The following is a 17,192-nucleotide window of genomic DNA, read 5'->3' on the forward strand; positions in this document are numbered from 1 at the left end:
GCGCCACGCGTCCCCGTGAGTTCGCCCACGCCGCCGCCGTGGAACAGCCTCCTGCAGGGACGGGGCCGACTGGTGACGGCTAAGGTGGCCCTGTCCACGGTTGCCCGGTCGTCCAGCAGCCACGCCCCGCCGGCTCAACGCCTTGAGCGGAGCAGATTCACGATCGGCTGCCATCTACGTCAGGCCGCCTCCGCCGTCGCCCACCTGCCTCCTACCAGGCAGGAGCTGGCACGGCTGACGCACCCCGTGCCGCAGGGCGGCACGAGCACGCACGCGGCCGATCAGACCGAAGGAACGTCGTGAGCGACGACATCACCACTCCTGACACCATCTCCGAGCCCGTGACCGGCTCTACCGACGAGCAGGCCAGCTCCGGCGTCATCGAGACCTCACAGGCCCACGCCCCCGTCCTGGACGAGGCCACCCCTGACATCACTGACGAGGGGGCCCAGACGGACCTGGGTGCCAAGACCTTTGCCGACTTCGACGTCGAGCCTGAGATCACCCAGGCCCTGGCAGACAAGGGGATCATCCACCCCTTCCCGATCCAGGCCCTGACCCTGCCGGTCGCGCTGGACGGGCGTGACGTCATCGGCCAGGCCAAGACCGGAACGGGCAAGACCCTCGGCTTCGGCATCCCGCTGCTCATGGATACCCTGGGCCCCGGCGAGGAGGGCTGGGACGAGGACCCCGCCTCAGGCTCCCCGCAGGCCCTGGTGGTCCTGCCCACCCGCGAGCTGGCCAAGCAGGTGGCCACTGAGCTGGCCCAGGCCGCCGCCCGACGTACCGTACGTATCGTCCAGGTCTACGGCGGTCGCGCCTACGAGCCGCAGATCGAGGCCCTGGAGAAGGGAGCCGAGGTGGTCGTGGGAACCCCGGGCCGCCTCATCGACCTCATGGAGCGCGGCGTGCTCTCGCTGGAGCACGTGACCACGGTGGTGCTGGACGAGGCTGACGAGATGCTTGACCTCGGCTTCCTGCCCGACGTGGAGAAGATCCTGGCTCGTACCCGGCCCGACCGCCAGACCATGCTCTTCAGCGCCACGATGCCAGGCGCCGTCGTCGCGCTGGCACGCCGCTACATGTCCAAGCCGACCCACATCCGCGCCCAGGACCCGGGCGACGAGTCGATGACCGTCACGAGCGTCAAGCAGGTGGTCTACCGCACCCACGCCCTGAACAAGGTCGAGGTCGTCTCGCGCATCCTCCAGGCACGCGGACGTGGGCGGACGATCATCTTCACCCGCACCAAGCGCACCGCCGCCCGCGTGGCCGAGGACCTCGGCTCACGAGGCTTTGCCACGGCCGCCCTGCACGGGGACCTGGGCCAGGGCGCGCGTGAGCAGGCGCTGCGGGCCTTCCGCCACGGCAAGGTCGACGTCCTGGTGGCCACGGACGTGGCCGCCCGCGGTATCGACGTCGACGACGTCACCCACGTCATCAACTACCAGTGCCCCGAGGACGAGAAGATCTACGTCCACCGCATCGGTCGTACCGGCCGCGCCGGACACTCGGGTACCGCCGTCACCTTCGTGGACTGGGACGACGTCCCTCGCTGGCGCCTGATCGCCAAGGCCCTGGGCCTGCCGGTCGAGGAGCCTGTGGAGACCTACCACACCAGCGACCACCTCTTCAGCGACCTGGACGTCCCCGAGGGAGTCACCGGCACCCTGCCCAAGGACCAGCGCACGCTGGCCGGGCTGGCCGCTGAGGAGATCGAGGACCTGGGCGAGACCGGTCGGCGTGCCCGCGAGGGCGGGCGCGGCTCCCGCTCTGGCGGCCGGAGCGGGCGCGGGTCCCGCTCAGGCTCACGCGGCTCCTCCCGCAGCCGTCGTGGCGGTGTCTCCGCGGGGGAGGGAGAGGAGACGACGTCGAGGCGGCGCGCCTCCGGCTCCCAGCGCACGCCTCGCACGCGCACCCGCAAACGCACCCACGGTGGTCGTACCGACCGACCGGCTGCCGAGGACTGACCCGTTCCCACGGCGGACTCACCGCGACTCACCGCTGGGCGGGGTGTCAGAAGTGCTGGTGGAACCAGGCGAGAATCCCGTCCCCCATCATCTGCACCGCGATCGCGGCCAGGAGCAGCCCGAAGATCCGGGTGAGCACACGGATGCCCGACTCCCCCAGCACGCGGTGCAGAGGCAGAGAGAAACGCAGCGAGAGCCAGATGACGACGTGGCACGCCACGAGCGCCGCGACGATACTGACCCAGCCGACCACCGGCGTGCTGGCCGAGTCCACGGCGACCATCGCGGCGACGATCGCACCGGGGCCGGCCAGCAGGGGCGTGCCCAGCGGGACCAGGGCCGCGTTGGCCGTCACCGCGTCCGGGTCCGGGTTCTCGTCAGCGCGGTCCGTCAGCAGCTCCAGGGCCACCAGCAGCAGGAGCAGGCCTCCGGAGAACTGCAGGGCCGGCACGGAGATGCCCAGGAAGGTAAGGATGTAGCGGCCGAACAGCGCGAAGGCCACGATGACCACGAAGGAGACCAGGGTGGCCTGACGTGCCGAGGCCTTGCGCTGGGCGTCGGTCTGGCGGCTGGTCAGGGACAGGAAGATCGGCACCGCCCCCAACGGGTCCTGAATGACCAGGATCGTGGTGAAGGAGGTAGCGAACAGGGACAGGCTGAAGATCGAGTCGAGCATGCGGGGTCTGGCGATCCTTTCCTAGGTGACGGATGACAGGCAGCGTAGACGCTCCCGGCGTGACCGGCCATCTCTGGCACAGCCGCAGACCTTGACCTCGTCAGGGAGTCAGGAGCGGCAGGCTGCCCTCGTCCACGACCTGCTCCAGCAGCTCGGGTGGCATGAGGTTCTCCCCCAGCCTGTTCGGCTTTCCCTCCCCGTGGTAGTCCGAGGCCCCTGAGCAGGCCAGTCCCAGACGGAGTGCCAGGACACGCGCCTGCTCACGCTGGGCGGCGTCATGGTCACGGTGGTCCACCTCCAGCGCCGCCAGCCCGGCCTCTGCCATGCGCGCGAAGGTCTCGTCAGGGACGAGACGGCGCTGACGCCCTCCAGCACGCGGGTGGGCGGCCACAGGCACGCCACCGGCTGCCCGGACCAGCTCACAGGCACGCACCGGGTCCAGCGCCCAGTGGCCGACGTAGTAGGGACTGTCCGTGGCCAGCGGACCGGCGAAGGCAGCCGAGCGATCCGGGAAGGACCCGGCGGCGACCAACGCGTCGGCGATGTGCGGGCGTCCGATCGTGACGGCCTGCGAGGCCTGCGCCACCACATCCTCCCAGGTGACGGGATAGTCCTCGCTCAGGCGCTCGACGATGCTCCTGGCACGGCCCTCCCGTGAGGCTCGCGCGTGCTCGAAGGCCTCCTCCAGGCCTGGGGCCTCGGGATCGGGCAGGTACGCCAGCAGGTGGAGGGTGACACCACGGTCCATGCAGGAGATCTCGATCCCTCGCAGCAGGCTCACCCCGGCCACAGACACAGCCGCTGCCGCCTCGGCCCAGCCGGCCGTCGTGTCGTGGTCGGTCAGGCCGACGACGTCGAGACCTGCCCTGGCCGCAGCCGCCATGAGCCCGGCCGGGGAGTCGGTGCCGTCAGAGCACGCGGAGTGGGTATGAGGATCGATGCGCACCCGTGCAGTCTAGGAGGCGCCCCTGGCGTCCCGGCAGCCTAGACAGGCTGCGTCCCGGTGGCTGGCAGTGACAGGATGAGGCTATGAACGACACCCAGAACACCCCGGCCCCGGCCCAGGAGGAGCCCCAGTCCCTGGCCCAGCGCGGCAGCAACCGCTCACGTCAGCCCACCAACCAGGCCTTCCGCGACTTCATCGGCTCCGGATGGGGGCCGCGCCCGGCCGAGCTGCCCCCGCTCAGTGAGGCGGCTGCCTGGGCGGCCAAGCGTCAGGCGGCGCTAGGCGCCAGGTTCCTCGGCGAGCGCCTGGTCATCCCCGCCGGGCCTCTCAAGACCCGCAACAACGACTGCGACTACCGCTTCCGCCCGCACTCGGCCTTCGCCCACCTGGCCGGTACCGGCACGGACTTCGAGCCTGACGCCGTCCTGGTCCTGGACCCGCTGACCACGCCCGGTCAGGCCCCGGCTGCCGGCGAGGCCACGCACGAGGCGGTGATCTACTTCCGTCCCCGCGCCTCACGTACCAGTGAGGAGTTCTACGCCGACCCCCGCTATGGCGAGCTGTGGGTCGGGGTACGCCCCTCGATCCAGGAGGTGGAGGCCGCCACCGGCATCCGCGCCGCCCACATCGACACCCTCGGTGACGCGCTGGCCAAGGACGCGGGAGTCGACGGCGTCCAGCTGCGTGTCATCGCTGAGGCTGACGCCGCTGTCACCGCACTGGTGGACCAGGTCCGTCAGGCCGCCGGGCTCGCCAGTGGTCAGGAGGCCACACAGGTCGACGACGCCCTGGCCGAGGCAGCCAGCGAGCTGCGCCTGGTCAAGGACGCCTGGGAGGTGGCCGAGCTGCAGAAGGCCGTAGACGCGACCAGGGCCGGCTTCGACGACCTCATCCGCTCCATCCCCCGTGCCACCGGCCACTGGCGCGGCGAGCGCGTGCTGGAGGGTGCCTTCGGCGCCAAGGCTCGTGAGGAGGGCAACGGCCTGGGCTACGAGACCATCGCCGCCGCCGGTAACCACGCCAACACCCTGCACTGGATCGGCAACGACGGTGCCGTGCGCCCGGGTGAGCTCGTGCTCGTGGACGCAGGCGTCGAGGTGGACTCCCTCTACACCGCTGACGTCACCCGCACCATTCCGGTCGACGGCCGCTTCACCGAGCCTCAGCGCCGGGTCTACGAGGCAGTCCTTGAGGCCGCCGACGCCGCCTTCGCTCGCGCCAGCGAGCCGGGCTGTCGCTTCCGCGACGTCCACACCGCAGCCATGCAGGTCATCGCCGCCAAGATCGAGCAGTGGGGCCTGCTGCCTGAGGGCGTGAGCGCCGAGGACTCGCTGTCTGCTGACGGCCAGTACCACCGCCGCTGGATGGTCCACGGCACGAGCCACCACCTGGGGCTGGACGTCCACGACTGCGCCCAGGCGCGCCGAGAGATGTCGATGGACGCAGAGCTGGCCCCGGGCATGGTCTTCACGATCGAGCCTGGCCTGTACTTCCGCGCTGACGACCTCCTGGTCCCGGAGGAGCTGCGCGGCATCGGGGTCCGGATCGAGGACGACGTCGTCGTACGCGCTGGCGGCACGGTCGAGTACCTCACCGCCGGGGTGCCGCGCACCGCGGACGAGGTCGAGGCCTGGGTGAGCGGCCTCATCGCCGGCTGAGAACACGCCTTCCGCCCGTGAGAACGCGGCTGTGGCGTGGGATCGAGCCCGCCTGGCTCGATCCCACGCCACAGCCGCGTTCTCGTGTCTTCGGCCCACCGATAGTGTCGTGCCATGACGACGACGCACACGCACGACCACGCCCAGGGTGCCGGCCGTACCCGCCTGGTGATCGCGTTGGCCCTGACGTCCACGGTGCTGGTCGGCGAGGCGCTGGTGGGGTGGCTCAGCGGCTCGCTGTCCCTGCTGGCCGACGCCGGTCACATGGCGACCGACTCCGCCGGCCTCGTCGTCGCCCTCCTGGCGGCGCACCTGGCCACCCGCCCCTCCACGGACCGTTCCACCTGGGGCATGCGGCGCAGCGAGGTGCTGGGGGCGGCGCTCCAGGCAGGCATGCTGAGCCTGGTCGGCGTCACTGTCGCGGTGCGTGCCGTGGTCAGCCTAGCCCGGCCGGAGGCCATCGAGCCTGCAGGGATGCTCGTCATGGGCGTGACAGGCCTGGGCGCGAACGTGGCCAGCCTCCTGGTCCTCGCCGGAGGTCGCGGCGCCAGCCTCAACATGCGCGCAGCCTTCCTGGAGGTGGTCGGTGACACCCTGGGCTCGCTCGGCGTCGTCGTCGCGGGCGTGGTCATCCACCTCACCGGCTGGGTCCAGGCTGACGCCGTCGCCTCCCTGCTCATCGCCGCCCTCATCGTGCCTCGTGCCGTGACGCTCCTGCGAGCCGCAGGCAGCGTGCTCATGGACTTCACCCCTACCGAGCTCGACCTGGCTGAGGTCCGCGCGCACCTGCTGCAGATGCCCGAGGTCCTCACCGTCCATGATCTCCACGCCTGGCGGGTGGCCAGCGACCTGCCGGTCCTGACCGCTCACGTCGTCGTCACCAGCTCCTGCCTGGACGCCGGGCGCTACGACGACCTGCTGGACGCCCTGCAGCGCTGCGTCGCCGACCACTTCCCGATCCGCATCACGCACGCCACCTTCCAGATCGAGCCCGCGGCCCACAGCCAGCACGAGGCGCACGGATGCTGCTGAGAAGGTGCCAGGCGCCAGCCGAGCAGCAACCAGACCGGCGTAGGCCAGCGCCCTCTGGTCAGTCCTCCAGGTGACGACGTGCGTAGGCCAGCGCCCCGGCCAGGCCCTCGCGGCGCTCGTCCTCGCTCATGCCGCGGGTACCGACCTCGACGACCACCTGGCCCCCGCGATCAGCGAACCCGGTACGTGTGAGGTAGCGCAGGAGCCCGGCGCAGTCCTGGTTGCCTTGCCCAGGCATGAGGTGGTCGTCGCGAAAGCCCGGCATCCCGTCAGTCAGGTGCACGTGCCTCAGCGTCGGGCCGAGGGAGCGTGCCATCGCCAGGGCGTCACAGCCGGAGGTAGCGGCGTGGGACACGTCGAGAGTCACTGACCGGTACCCCTGGCCCACCGGGTCCCACGTCGGGGAGTAGGCCTGGAAGTCCCGGCTGGAGTGCGGGTCGCGCGGGCGCCAGGTGAACATGTTCTCCACGGCGTAGAAGACCCCGTCGGCCTGCTCACGCTGGTCGATGCCGCGCACGAAGGAACGCGCGTAGCGCGTCTGCCAGAAGAAGGGCGGATGAAGCACGACCGTCGGCGCACCCAGGGCACGTGCCAGCTCGGCCGAGCGGTCGATCTTGCGCCAGGGGTCCACCCCGAACACCGAGCGTGTGAGCAGCAGGGTCGGTGCGTGCACGGCCAGCACCGGCTGGTCGTAGCGCTGGGTCAGACGCGCGAGCACCTCCGGGTCCTGGGTGGAGCGTTCGGACCACACCATGACCTCAACGCCGTCGTAGCCGAGCTCAGCCGCCAGGCGGAAGGTGCTCTCCACCCTGGCCAGCGGGCACGAGGCTGTGGACAGGCCGACCGGCGTCCTCATCGGCCTTCCCGGCCTCTCACGCTCCAGCGCTCAGGCCTGCGCCGACGGCGTACCTGAGCCGGTAGCGCCCTCGCCCTGCGCAGGAGCGGCCTCATGCTCCGCAGAGGCGGCCTCCTCCCGCGGGGCGGCGACGGACTCCTCAGCCGCCAGGTCACGCAGCTGGTCCTGGTCGCTCACGCGCACGCCGAAGCGGGGCTGCTCGTCCGGACGCGAACCAAAGGCCGTCGGCGCACCGTCGCGAGCGGCCTGGCGCGCCGCACGGCGCTCCTGGGCGCGACGAGCCGCCTCGCCGCCTCGGGTGAGGTTGCCCGGCAGACTGGCCAGCGCGCGGGCTGCGTCCGGCGCGTGCTGCGCGGCGATGATGGAGTAGCGCGAGGCGATGACGGCGCTGGTGGAGGTGAAGTCGCGCTTGCCCCGTGTCATGGCGTAGCCGATGACCTGGAACAGCGTCCCCCACACCACGCCCATGATGACGGCGGAGGCGATCAGCGCCGCACCACCCATCTGGCTGGGACCGACCAGCGCCAGGAGCGCACCGAAGAAGAGGCCGAGCCACAGGCCCGAGGCCGCGCCGGAGACGATCGCCCGCCCCCAGCTCATCCGTCCGGTGATGTTCTCCACCTGCCGCAGATCGGTCCCGATGATGGCCAGGTGCTGGACGGGGAAGCCCTCGTCGCTCAGGGCGTCGACGGCGTGCTGGGCCTCGGCGTAGGTCGAGAAGGAGGCGACCTCCTCCCCCGGTGGCATCGTTCGACCGCGCAGTGCGCGGGAGATCTGTGGGCTCGGGCTTCCGATGGGCTGGCTCATGACCGTATGGTCGCACGCTCGCCCCCGCCTGGCAGCGGCGGGCCGGACATTCACGCTGCTGGCGCATACTGTGTGCTTGTGGAGAACACGATGGCACGCACCACCCCGCGCAGCAGCACCACCAGGGTCTACGTCGCCCGCCTGGTGGGTACCACCGTCTTCGACCCCCTGGGAGACGCGGTAGGCAAGGTCCACGACGTCGTCGTCCTCATCCGTCTGCGCGGGGAGCCCCGGGCGGTCGGCTTCGTCATCGACGTGTCGGGACGCCGCCGGGTCTTCCTCCCCCTGTCCCGAGTCACCGCGATCGAGCCGGGCGCCGTCATCACCACCGGGCTGGTCAACCTCCGTCGCTTCTCCCAGCGCAAGGTCGAGACGCTCGTGGTCGGCGAGCTGCTCGACCGCGTGGTCACGCTGCGCGACGGCACGGGCAAGGTGACTGTCCGCGACGTCGCCATCGAGCGTGACCGCAACAAGGACTGGAAGGTCACCCGCCTGTTCGTCCAGCGTGGCTCCTCCGGGCCCCTGGGGCTGCGGCGGGGTGAGACCCTGACCCTGCGCCCCGAGGACGTCACCGGGCTGGCCGGCTCGGTCGACCAGCAGGGGGCGACGGCGCTGCTGGCCACGATGGAGGACCTCAAGCCGGCCGACCTCGCTGACGTCCTGTCTGACCTGCCGCTGGCCCGCCAGGTCGAGGTCGCGGCCGAGCTGGACGACGAGCGCCTGGCGGACGCCGTCGAGGAGCTCAGCGACGACGACGCCGTCGCCCTCATCTCCGCTCTGGAGGTCTCCCGTGCGGCCGACGTCCTGGACGCGATGCAGCCCGACGACGCCGCCGACCTCATGGCTGAGCTCCCGGCCCCGCAGGCCACCGTCCTGCTCGACCTCATGGAGCCTGAGGAGGCCGAGGACGTGCGGCGTCTGATGACCTATGACGAGTACACCGCCGGTGGCCTCATGACCACCGAGCCCATCATCCTGCCCCCCGAGGCCAGCGTCGCCCAGTTCCTGGCTCACGCCCGCAAGGCGGAGATCCCCCCGGCGCTGGCCAGCGTCGCCTTCGTGTGCCGCCCGCCGCTGGAGACGCCGACCGGCCAGTTCCTGGGGATGGTCCACCTCCAACGCGCCCTGCGCGAGCGCCCCCAGCGCCTGGTGGGCTCGATCCTGGACCAGGACCTGGACAAGGTCCATCCCGAGGACTCCATCGGTACCGTGACCCGCCTGCTGGCCACCTACAACCTCACGGCACTGCCAGTCCTGGACGACGCCGGGCGGCTGCTCGGCGCGGTCTCCGTGGACGACGTGCTCGACCACCTCATGCCCGACGACTGGCGTGAGGCCGATGATGACGTGACTGACGAGATGATTGAGAGGAGCGCCAATGCCTGAGCCTCTTGACCAGCCCCTGCCCAAGGGCCGTGCCCGCTGGATGCGGTGGACCAACCCCGCCCGCGGATCCGCCTCGCGCTCAGACACCTCCGGGCGGGTGGCGGAGGCGATCGCGCGCTTCTCCGGCACCCCGACCTTCCTCATCTGGCTGACCGTCTTCGTGGCGGTGTGGATGATCTGGAACACCTACGGCCCGGCCAGCCTGCGCTTTGACAAGGCGGAGCTGGGGTTCACGGCGCTGACCCTCATGCTCTCCCTGCAGGCCTCCTACTCAGCGCCCCTGATCCTGCTGGCCCAGAACCGCCAGGACGACCGTGACCGCGTCACGGCCGAGCAGGACCGCCAGCGCAGCGAGTCCAACCTCCAGGACACCGAGTTCCTCACCCGTGAGATCGCGGCGCTCCGCCTGGCGATGAACGACGTCGCCACACGTGACTTCGTACGCGGGGAGCTGCGCGACATGCTCGAGGAGATCGTAGCTGAGGAGAGGCGCGGGCGCGAGGAGATCGTCGCTGAGGTCACCGAGGTGGTCGAGGAGCTCTCAGAGGAGGAGCGCGAGTAACCGGGTAACGCTGTCCCTACCTGCACGCGGCGCCGTCCTCACCTCCGGGGGACCACACTGTGATGAGGGCGGCCTACAGCGGCAGCGACCTCAGGGCGCTGAGCACTGCCTGGGCGTAGACCTGGCCCCCCTCGGGGCCGGGGTGGACCTGGTCCTGGGCCAGCATCTGCAGGCTCGGGGTGATCGCAGCATCCCAGTCCGCCACAGACACCTGCTCAGGGTGGGCCGCGGCAAAGTCCCGGATCGCCTGGTTGGCCTCGGGGATCCACGTGGTGCGCGCCGGGCCGTAGCCAGTGACCAGGACCAGACGACGCTCGTCGCCCAGGTAGTCGAGCAAGCCGTCGAGCTGGTCCTGCCCCACGGTTCCGTTGGTCGCCAGGGCCACGACCACGTAGGGACGTGCCCCGTACTGAGTGTCCATCTCCTGCAAGGTCGGCACCGCGGCGTAGAACGAGCGTGAGACCTCGGCGTCGATGACGATCCCCGGCAAGGCATCCTCCAGCCCCGGGGCGGCGGCCAGGGTCACCGAGTCGCCCACCGCTACCACCTGGTCCCCCGTGATCTCAGCGGCAGGCGACGGCGTGGCTGTGGGTGAGGGCTTCGCCGTCGTCGTCTCCTGGGTGGCCGAGGCCTTGGAGGAGGCCAGGGCCCGTGCACCGGAGGCGATCGCCTCCTCGGCACTGGAGTGACGGGGCTGGGCGGCAAAGGCCAGGGCCACGAGCAGCGCCATGGCGGTGACCGCCCCGGACATGGCCAGCACCGAGCGCGGGCCGGCGTGAGCAGCCCCTCGCAGCCATCCCACCAGCCCCTTGCGCCGGATCGGCGTCTCGACGTAGCGGTAGGACAGCTCGGCCACCACCAGGGTCAGCGCCATGACGATCCCTGCCACCACCCACGGGTTGGAAGAGGGCGGCATCGAGTAGAAGGCCAGCACCCAGATCGGCCAGTGCCACAGGTACAGGCCGTAGGAGCGCTGCCCCAGCCAGGTCATCGGCCGGGCTTCCAGCAGCGTCGTCAGCCACCGGGCGGGCCCGGGGCGCTCGCTGACCTCGGCAGTCACAGCCTGGATGACGGCCACGGCGCTGACCGAGGCGGCCACCAGCCACAGAGTCGTGACGACCGGTGACCCTCCGGCCTGGCCACCATCGTCTCCCAGGAAGGCACAGGTCACGAGTGCCACCAGCCCCAGCCAGCCCAGCAGCCCGCGGCCGAGCCTCTCACCCGTGCCGACCTCGCGCTCCTCACCGGCCTGGGCGTCCGTGGCCTGCCCGTGCCACATGGCTAGCGCCGCCCCGAGCATGAGGCCGAAGGCGTGGGTGTCGGTGCCCATGTAGACCCGGGAGGGTGAGGCCCCGGCCAGTGACAGGCCCACGGCGGCCGCTGCGGACACCGCGGCCAGCCCCAGGCACACCCAGGCCCCCAGGCGTGTGCGTCCACGGTCCGTGCCGCCCCGCAGCACCGCGATCACGACGAAGGGCCACAGGAGGTAGAACTGCTCCTCCACCGCCAGGGACCACACGTTGGTCAGCAGCAGCGGCTGAGCCAGGTCAAAGTAGGACGAGCCGGCCGCGATCTCGACCCAGTTGTAGACCAGGGTCGCAGCCCCCAGGACCTGGCGGCGTACCCCCAGCAGCACGTCTCCGCCCAGGATGGCGGCGAGTGAGACCACGACCACGACCGCGATGAGCAGGGCCGGCACGATCCTGCGCAGGCGTCGCGCCCAGAAGCGTCGCAGGTCGATGCGGCCGCTCGCCCGGCGCTGGGTGACCAGGAGGCTGGTGATGAGGAAGCCGGAGATGACGAAGAAGGCATCCACCCCGACCATCCCGCCTGGCATGAGGCCAGGCAGGAGGTGGTAGACGAGCACCAGGACGACGGCGACGGCACGCAGCCCGTCCAGCCCCGCCACCCGACGGACCGACCGCCCAGCGGCCGACGACGGCGCCGCCCCGGCACGGCTGGGACGCGGTTGCTGGCGCAGGAAAGAGGACATAGGCGGGTATCTCTCTGGCATCAGGGTCCCGGGGCCGGGACCTGCCACAGCCTAGGCAGTCCCCGCGCCCGCTCCAGGTTACGACATGGTGACACACGCGCTACGTGCTCCTCACCACGGTCAGGACAGTGCTCGTCCTACATAGGATGGGACCATGTCGATCATCCCAACACAGGACCAGGTGCACCAGGCGCTCGGACGCGTCATCGACCCTGAGATCCGTCAGCCCATCACCGACCTCGGCATGGTGGAGTCCATCGAGATCAGTGACGCGGGCGTCGTGACCGTCAGTATCCTGCTGACCGTGGCCGGCTGCCCGCTCAAGGACACCATCACCGCAGACACCCGCAAGGAGGTGGGTGCCCTGGAGGGCGTCACCGACGTCCAGGTGCGTATGGGTGTCATGAACGACGAGCAGCGTGCCGCCCTGCGCAACCACCTGCGCGGAGGGGCGGCCGAGCCGGAGATCCCCTTCTCCAAGCCCGGCAGCCTCACGCGCGTCTACGCGGTGACCTCCGGCAAGGGAGGGGTGGGCAAGTCCTCGGTGACGGCCAACCTGGCCGCTGCCATGGCCGCCCAGGGGCTGTCCGTCGGTGTCGTGGACGCCGACATCTACGGCTTCTCCATCCCGCGCATGCTGGGCGTGGACCAGGTTCCCACGCAGCTGGACGGCATGATCGTCCCGCCGGTGGCCCATGACGTGAAGGTCATCTCTATCGGTATGTTCGTCGAGGACAAGCAGCCGGTGGTCTGGCGCGGCCCCATGCTGCACCGAGCTGTCCAGCAGTTCCTCTCCGACGTCTTCTGGGGAGACCTGGACGTCCTCCTGCTCGACCTGCCGCCCGGTACCGGCGACGTCACCATCTCGGTGGCCCAGCTGCTGCCGGGCGCCGAGATCCTCGTGGTGACCACGCCGCAGACCGCTGCCGCCGAGGTGGCCGAGCGCACCGGTCTCATCGCCACCCAGACCAAGCAGAAGGTCGTGGGGGTCATCGAGAACATGTCCTACATGCCCCAGCCCGACGGCTCGCGCCTGGAGATCTTCGGCTCTGGTGGCGGGCAGGCGGTCAGCCAGTCGCTGTCTCAGACCCTGGGCTACGAGGTGCCGCTCCTGGCGCAGCTTCCGCTGGACATCAGGCTGCGCGAGGGCTCTGACGTGGGTGTGCCGGCCACGATCGTCCAGGACGGCAAGCCTGCCGCCGACGCCCCGGCAGCGCTGGAGCTGACGAAGGTGGCTCAGCAGCTGGGCCACAAGCAGCGTGGGCTGTCAGGCATGAAGCTCGGTATCAGCCCCGTGGGCTGAGCGGCGGCTCGCAGGTACGGGGAGGGACCGACCACCATGGTGGTCGGTCCCTCCCCGTACCTGCGAGCCGGGCTCCGTGGCGCACGCGACGACGACGTCGAGCCTTCTGGAACCGGCTCGGCGGCTCACTCGACGACGGCGCTGGCCGCCTCCCGGCGCGTGCGCGCGGCGGCGTTGGCCGCACGCACGATCTCACGCGGGGAGAGAGGGCGTGCAGGAGAAGCGGCGTCCTCGGCCACGAGGGTCGAGGGGACCTCAGCCAGGCCGGAGACGCCGTCCGTCACGTCCGTCACGGCGTCACCCATGTCCGCGACTGCCTCGGTCACGGTGTCCACGGCGTCGGTGAGCAGCTCACGGCGGCTGGTCTCCTCAGCCGGATCCATCCCTGCAGCAGGCTCGTCAGCGATATCGGGCTCGTCCTGCTCCTGCTGGTGCTGCTGCTCCTGGGCGGCAGGCTCAGGAGCCTCCTGCGGATCCAGGCCCTCCCCTGGTTCCTCGACGTCGTCGCCGGTCCCCTCCTGTGCAGGCGCAGGCTCCAGGTCCTCGGCCGTCTCGGGTACGGTCTCGTCCTGGTCGTCGGCTGAGGCCGCGGCCACCGCCTCGCGCTCAGCCGTCCCGGCGTCCGGCGTCACCGTCTGCTCAGCCTCCGCGACGGTCTGCTCGCCAGCGTCAGCAGGCGCCTGGTCACCGCCGAGGGCGTCCTGCTGGCTGTCAGTCTGCGTCTCAGGCTGCGGGGAAGCCTGGGCGCCGGCCCTGCTCTCCTCCTTGGCCTGCCGGGTCTCCTGCGCCTTGTCCTCGATCATCTCGGACAGCGACTTCTTCGAGCGGGGTCGGGCGTCCTGCGAGATCGCCGCGGCTGCGTCGTCGGAGGTCTTCCTGGCGGTGGACAGGACCGACTCAAAGGGGTTGGTCAGGTCCTTGCGGATGGCGTCCAGGTCCTCACCCAGCGCGTCACGCACGATCTTGCGCGGGTCGTAGTTGCGCGGGTCCAGGTCCTTGAGGCTGAGGTCGCCGAGCTCAGGCCCGACCTCCTCGGCGATCTGCTCCTTGGCGTTGTCGATGAACAGCCGCAGCTGACGCACCAGCTGCGTGAGCTTGCTGGTGTACTCGGGAAGCCGCTGCGGCCCCACGACGATCACAATGACGAGCAGGAGGACAATGAACTCGCCGCCGGAGATGCCAAACACGGTTGCCAGTATATGGAGGACGGGTGCTGATCACGTTATCGGTCCGGCTCCGGCCGGCGGCGAGAGGCCGGCTGCGCCGCGGGACGGAGCCGGCCACCGGACCGGAGGCTGATTTCCCGTCCAAGGCGGTCTGAGTCCCTGCCAGGACCTGGAACAATAGGCTTCGTACCAGCCCTACCCCAGGGCCGGCGAACAGAGGGAGAGGACACCGATGAGTGCCGACAAGACGCTGAGCTGGTCCTACACCGAGGAGTTCCCCCTCGAGGACGAGCTGACCAACCAGGCGCGTCTGCGCGGCCTGGAGCTTGGCACCTCTCCGGTCTCCCCCGCCACGGGCGCCGCGCTGCGGATGCTGGCGGCCTCGGTCGCGGCACGCTCCGTCGCCGAGATCGGGACGGGGACGGGGACCTCCGGGCTGTGGCTGCTGGCAGGGATGGGACCTGACGGCGTGCTCACCACCATCGACGTCGAGCCTGAGCTCCAGCGGGAGGCCCGCCGGGCCTTCGACGCCGCCGGCTACGCCAGCTCGCGCACGCGCGTGATCCAGGGCCGGGCCTCCGACGTCATGCCTCGCATGGCACCGCGCTCCTACGACATGGTCGTGCTGGACGTCAGCCCGGAGGAGTCCGTCGCGCTGGCTGGGCAGGCCTTGCGGATGCTGCGCGTGGGCGGGGTCCTGGCGGTCACCCGAGCACTGTGGAACGACCACGTCGCAGACCCGGCTCGCCGTGACGCCACCACGGTGGCCGCGAGGGAGCTGGGCAAGGCCCTTCGCGAGAACGAGGCGCTGTCCACCAGCCTCCTGCCGGTAGGAGACGGCCTGCTGGTGGCTGTACGGCGGGCCTGAGACCAGGGCCGACGGTTCTCTAGGCACAGCGAAGGGCCGGGTCCCTGGGGACCCGGCCCTGTCTGCCAGTGGTTCCTCGCGGAGCCTGGCCGTGTCAGATCTTGACCGAGCTCAGAGCCTCCTGGAGCTCACGGATCTCATCGGGCGTGATCTCGACCACGAGGCGGCCGCCGCCCTCCAGCGGGACCCGCATGATGATGGAGCGTCCCTCCTTGACAACCTCGAGGGGACCGTCTCCGGTCCTGGGCTTCATGGCAGCCATGTGCTCCCCTTTCACGTGCATACACGCGGATCCTTACCGCGCGACCCCGCCCATTCTACGACATGGGGCGGATCCGGACCTCGTAAAGGTGGTGCAATCCACTCGCTTCCCGACCTGGCGTCCTCGGCAAGGGAGGTCGAGGCTCAGGCCCGGTCCGCGAGCGGGGCACGGCCTCCTCGCACGCGGCGGGCCGCCCCCACCACGTAGTCAACCGCCTGGGCCGCGGTGTCCACCAGGTGGAAGAGCTCCGGGTCACCGGGGGAGATCACGCCCTCGTCCACGAGGGTGCCGCGCAGCCAGTCCACCAGGCCGCCCCAGAACTGCCGGCCGACCAGCACGACCGGGAAGCCGGCCACCTTGTGGGTCTGGACGAGGGTGAGGGCCTCGAAGAGCTCGTCCATGGTGCCGAAGCCGCCCGGCATGACGACGAAGCCGTCGGAGTACTTGACGAACATAGTCTTGCGGGCGAAGAAGTAGCGGAAGTTGACACCCAGGTCGACGTAGTCGTTCATCCCCTGCTCGTGCGGCAGCTCGATACCCAGCCCCACGGAGACGCCGCCCGCCTGGTGCGCCCCCTTGTTCGCCGCCTCCATGATCCCGGGACCACCACCCGTGATGACGGCGTAGCCCGCGCGGGCGATCCCGGCTCCCACCTGCTCAGCCAGGGCGTAGGCCGGGGCCTCAGGCCTGGTCCGCGCCGAGCCGAAGACGCTGATGGCAGGGCCGAGCTCCGCCAGGGCCCCGAAGCCCTCAACGAACTCAGCCTGGATGCGCATGACCCGCCACGGGTCCTTGTGCAGCCAGTCGGTGTCGTCGCGGCTGGACAGCAGCCGGGTGTCAGTGGTCTGGGAGGGGATCTGGGTACCGCGCAGCAGCACCGGGCCCTTGCGGTAGGACTCTCTCTTGCTCATGGCCCTGATCCTGCCCCACTTCGCGCCGCCCGTGGAGGCCGGCGCACCCCGGATACCGGCAAACACTGGGTGAACACCTGGCGCTGAGCCGTTCGACGTCGGCGGGTCGCAGGCTGGCCGCCCTGCCCTGAGACGAATGGTCGCACGGGCAGTGGCGCCCGGTATCGTCCGAGCCGTGAACGAGGAGCAGCGCATCCTGCGCGAGGACGACCCGCAGCACGAGGTACTCCTGGCGCAGGGCTGGACCGTGGCTTCCCGGTCCTGGGGCGCCAGGCTGGTCCTGGAGGACGACGCCGACCTGTCGAGGCTGGTCGAGGCCGTAGCCGCCGTCCAGGAGTCCGGGTACGTCCTGCACCGGCTGACCAGTGACGACCTGCCCGCACTGTCCCGTCTGGACGAGCGCGTGGCGCCCGACTTCCCAGACACCCCGGCGTCCCGCCACGAGCAGGTACCCGACGACCTCGGCCCCCGGCTGGACGAGGGCAGCGCACTGGGGTTCCTGGCAGCGACCGCACAGGGCGAGGCCGTGGCCTACACCTGGATGGACCGCCTGCCCGACCGGTGGGAGGTCGACCGGACAGGAGTGGCTCCCTCCCACCGCCGCCGAGGCCTGGCTACGGCCGTCAAGGCCGCTTGCATCCTGGCGACCTACGCATCAGGGGCCAGACGCTGGGGCACAGGAGGCGCTGCGGTGAACACCGGCTCGCTAGCGATGAACCGGGCTCTTGGATTCGTCCTGGAGCCCGAGTGGCATACTCTGGTGCCGCCGGGAACCGCGTAGCCCTTGGAGCTCCTG

General features: G+C 70.6%; 16 protein-coding genes. 8 read left to right on the forward strand and 8 right to left on the reverse strand.

The features are described 5' to 3' along the window. The first annotated feature begins 299 nt into the window (after window positions 1-299). Window positions 300-1,970, forward strand: coding sequence for a DEAD/DEAH box helicase (locus HRL51_RS08265; protein WP_172191231.1), 1,671 nt, complete (start codon window positions 300-302; stop codon window positions 1,968-1,970). Window positions 1,971-2,016: 46 nt separating this feature from the next. Here the strand turns inward: HRL51_RS08265 and HRL51_RS08270 are convergent, their stop codons facing one another. Beyond that, entirely contained in the window at window positions 2,017-2,646 is a 630-nt protein-coding gene (locus HRL51_RS08270) for a MarC family protein (protein WP_172120237.1), read from the reverse strand. Between the two features lie 100 nt (window positions 2,647-2,746). Next, on the reverse strand, window positions 2,747-3,592 hold the full coding sequence (locus tag HRL51_RS08275; RefSeq protein WP_172191233.1) for a PHP domain-containing protein: 846 nt from the start codon (window positions 3,590-3,592) through the stop codon (window positions 2,747-2,749). A gap of 83 nt (window positions 3,593-3,675) precedes the next feature. Here HRL51_RS08275 and HRL51_RS08280 point away from each other — a divergent pair, with 83 nt between their 5' ends. Both HRL51_RS08280 and HRL51_RS08285 read left to right on the forward strand, forming a co-directional pair. Continuing rightward, complete coding sequence (locus HRL51_RS08280; RefSeq protein ID WP_172191235.1) at window positions 3,676-5,250, forward strand: aminopeptidase P family protein; 1,575 nt, start codon at window positions 3,676-3,678, stop codon at window positions 5,248-5,250. 114 nt (window positions 5,251-5,364) lie between these two features. After that, complete coding sequence (locus tag HRL51_RS08285) at window positions 5,365-6,282, forward strand: cation diffusion facilitator family transporter (RefSeq protein ID WP_172191237.1); 918 nt, start codon at window positions 5,365-5,367, stop codon at window positions 6,280-6,282. Window positions 6,283-6,340: 58 nt separating this feature from the next. On the opposite strand, the gene HRL51_RS08290 is transcribed toward HRL51_RS08285, so the two are convergent. Both HRL51_RS08290 and HRL51_RS08295 read right to left on the reverse strand, forming a co-directional pair. Further along, window positions 6,341-7,138, reverse strand: a complete 798-nt coding sequence (locus HRL51_RS08290; protein WP_172191239.1) for a sugar phosphate isomerase/epimerase family protein — start codon at window positions 7,136-7,138, stop codon at window positions 6,341-6,343. Between the two features lie 30 nt (window positions 7,139-7,168). Then, window positions 7,169-7,945 (reverse strand): YflT domain-containing protein, encoded by a 777-nt coding sequence (locus HRL51_RS08295; protein ID WP_244960141.1) that lies wholly within the window; start codon window positions 7,943-7,945, stop codon window positions 7,169-7,171. A gap of 90 nt (window positions 7,946-8,035) precedes the next feature. On the opposite strand from HRL51_RS08295, the gene HRL51_RS08300 reads away from it, so the two are divergent. Beyond that, window positions 8,036-9,331: a magnesium transporter MgtE N-terminal domain-containing protein gene (locus tag HRL51_RS08300; protein WP_172120244.1), complete on the forward strand. Its 1,296-nt coding sequence runs from the start codon at window positions 8,036-8,038 to the stop codon at window positions 9,329-9,331. Next, a complete protein-coding gene (locus tag HRL51_RS08305) occupies window positions 9,324-9,893 on the forward strand; it encodes a DUF1003 domain-containing protein (RefSeq protein WP_172120245.1) in 570 nt (189 codons plus the stop codon). The genes HRL51_RS08300 and HRL51_RS08305 overlap by 8 nt, the downstream gene beginning before the upstream one ends. A 73-nt stretch (window positions 9,894-9,966) precedes the next feature. Here the strand turns inward: HRL51_RS08305 and HRL51_RS08310 are convergent, their stop codons facing one another. Continuing rightward, entirely contained in the window at window positions 9,967-11,886 is a 1,920-nt protein-coding gene (locus tag HRL51_RS08310) for an acyltransferase family protein (protein WP_172191241.1), read from the reverse strand. A 154-nt stretch (window positions 11,887-12,040) separates the two neighbouring features. Between HRL51_RS08310 and HRL51_RS08315 the strand changes: the two genes are divergently transcribed. Next, window positions 12,041-13,189, forward strand: coding sequence for a P-loop NTPase (locus HRL51_RS08315; protein WP_172191243.1), 1,149 nt, complete (start codon window positions 12,041-12,043; stop codon window positions 13,187-13,189). A 125-nt stretch (window positions 13,190-13,314) separates the two neighbouring features. On the opposite strand, the gene HRL51_RS11770 is transcribed toward HRL51_RS08315, so the two are convergent. Then, window positions 13,315-14,376: a twin-arginine translocase TatA/TatE family subunit gene (locus tag HRL51_RS11770; RefSeq protein WP_244960142.1), complete on the reverse strand. Its 1,062-nt coding sequence runs from the start codon at window positions 14,374-14,376 to the stop codon at window positions 13,315-13,317. A gap of 211 nt (window positions 14,377-14,587) precedes the next feature. On the opposite strand from HRL51_RS11770, the gene HRL51_RS08325 reads away from it, so the two are divergent. Continuing rightward, window positions 14,588-15,223 (forward strand): O-methyltransferase, encoded by a 636-nt coding sequence (locus HRL51_RS08325; protein WP_172120249.1) that lies wholly within the window; start codon window positions 14,588-14,590, stop codon window positions 15,221-15,223. 94 nt (window positions 15,224-15,317) lie between these two features. Here the strand turns inward: HRL51_RS08325 and HRL51_RS08330 are convergent, their stop codons facing one another. Both HRL51_RS08330 and HRL51_RS08335 read right to left on the reverse strand, forming a co-directional pair. Next, window positions 15,318-15,485 (reverse strand): DUF3117 domain-containing protein, encoded by a 168-nt coding sequence (locus HRL51_RS08330; RefSeq protein WP_172120250.1) that lies wholly within the window; start codon window positions 15,483-15,485, stop codon window positions 15,318-15,320. Between the two features lie 143 nt (window positions 15,486-15,628). Continuing rightward, on the reverse strand, window positions 15,629-16,396 hold the full coding sequence (locus HRL51_RS08335; RefSeq protein WP_172120251.1) for an LOG family protein: 768 nt from the start codon (window positions 16,394-16,396) through the stop codon (window positions 15,629-15,631). Window positions 16,397-16,571: 175 nt separating this feature from the next. On the opposite strand from HRL51_RS08335, the gene HRL51_RS08340 reads away from it, so the two are divergent. Then, on the forward strand, window positions 16,572-17,177 hold the full coding sequence (locus HRL51_RS08340; RefSeq protein ID WP_172191245.1) for a GNAT family N-acetyltransferase: 606 nt from the start codon (window positions 16,572-16,574) through the stop codon (window positions 17,175-17,177). The last annotated feature ends 15 nt before the right edge of the window (window positions 17,178-17,192 follow it).

Origin of the sequence: Actinomyces faecalis, assembly GCF_013184985.2 — a bacterium.
Taxonomy (GTDB): Bacteria; Actinomycetota; Actinomycetes; order Actinomycetales; family Actinomycetaceae; genus Actinomyces; species Actinomyces faecalis.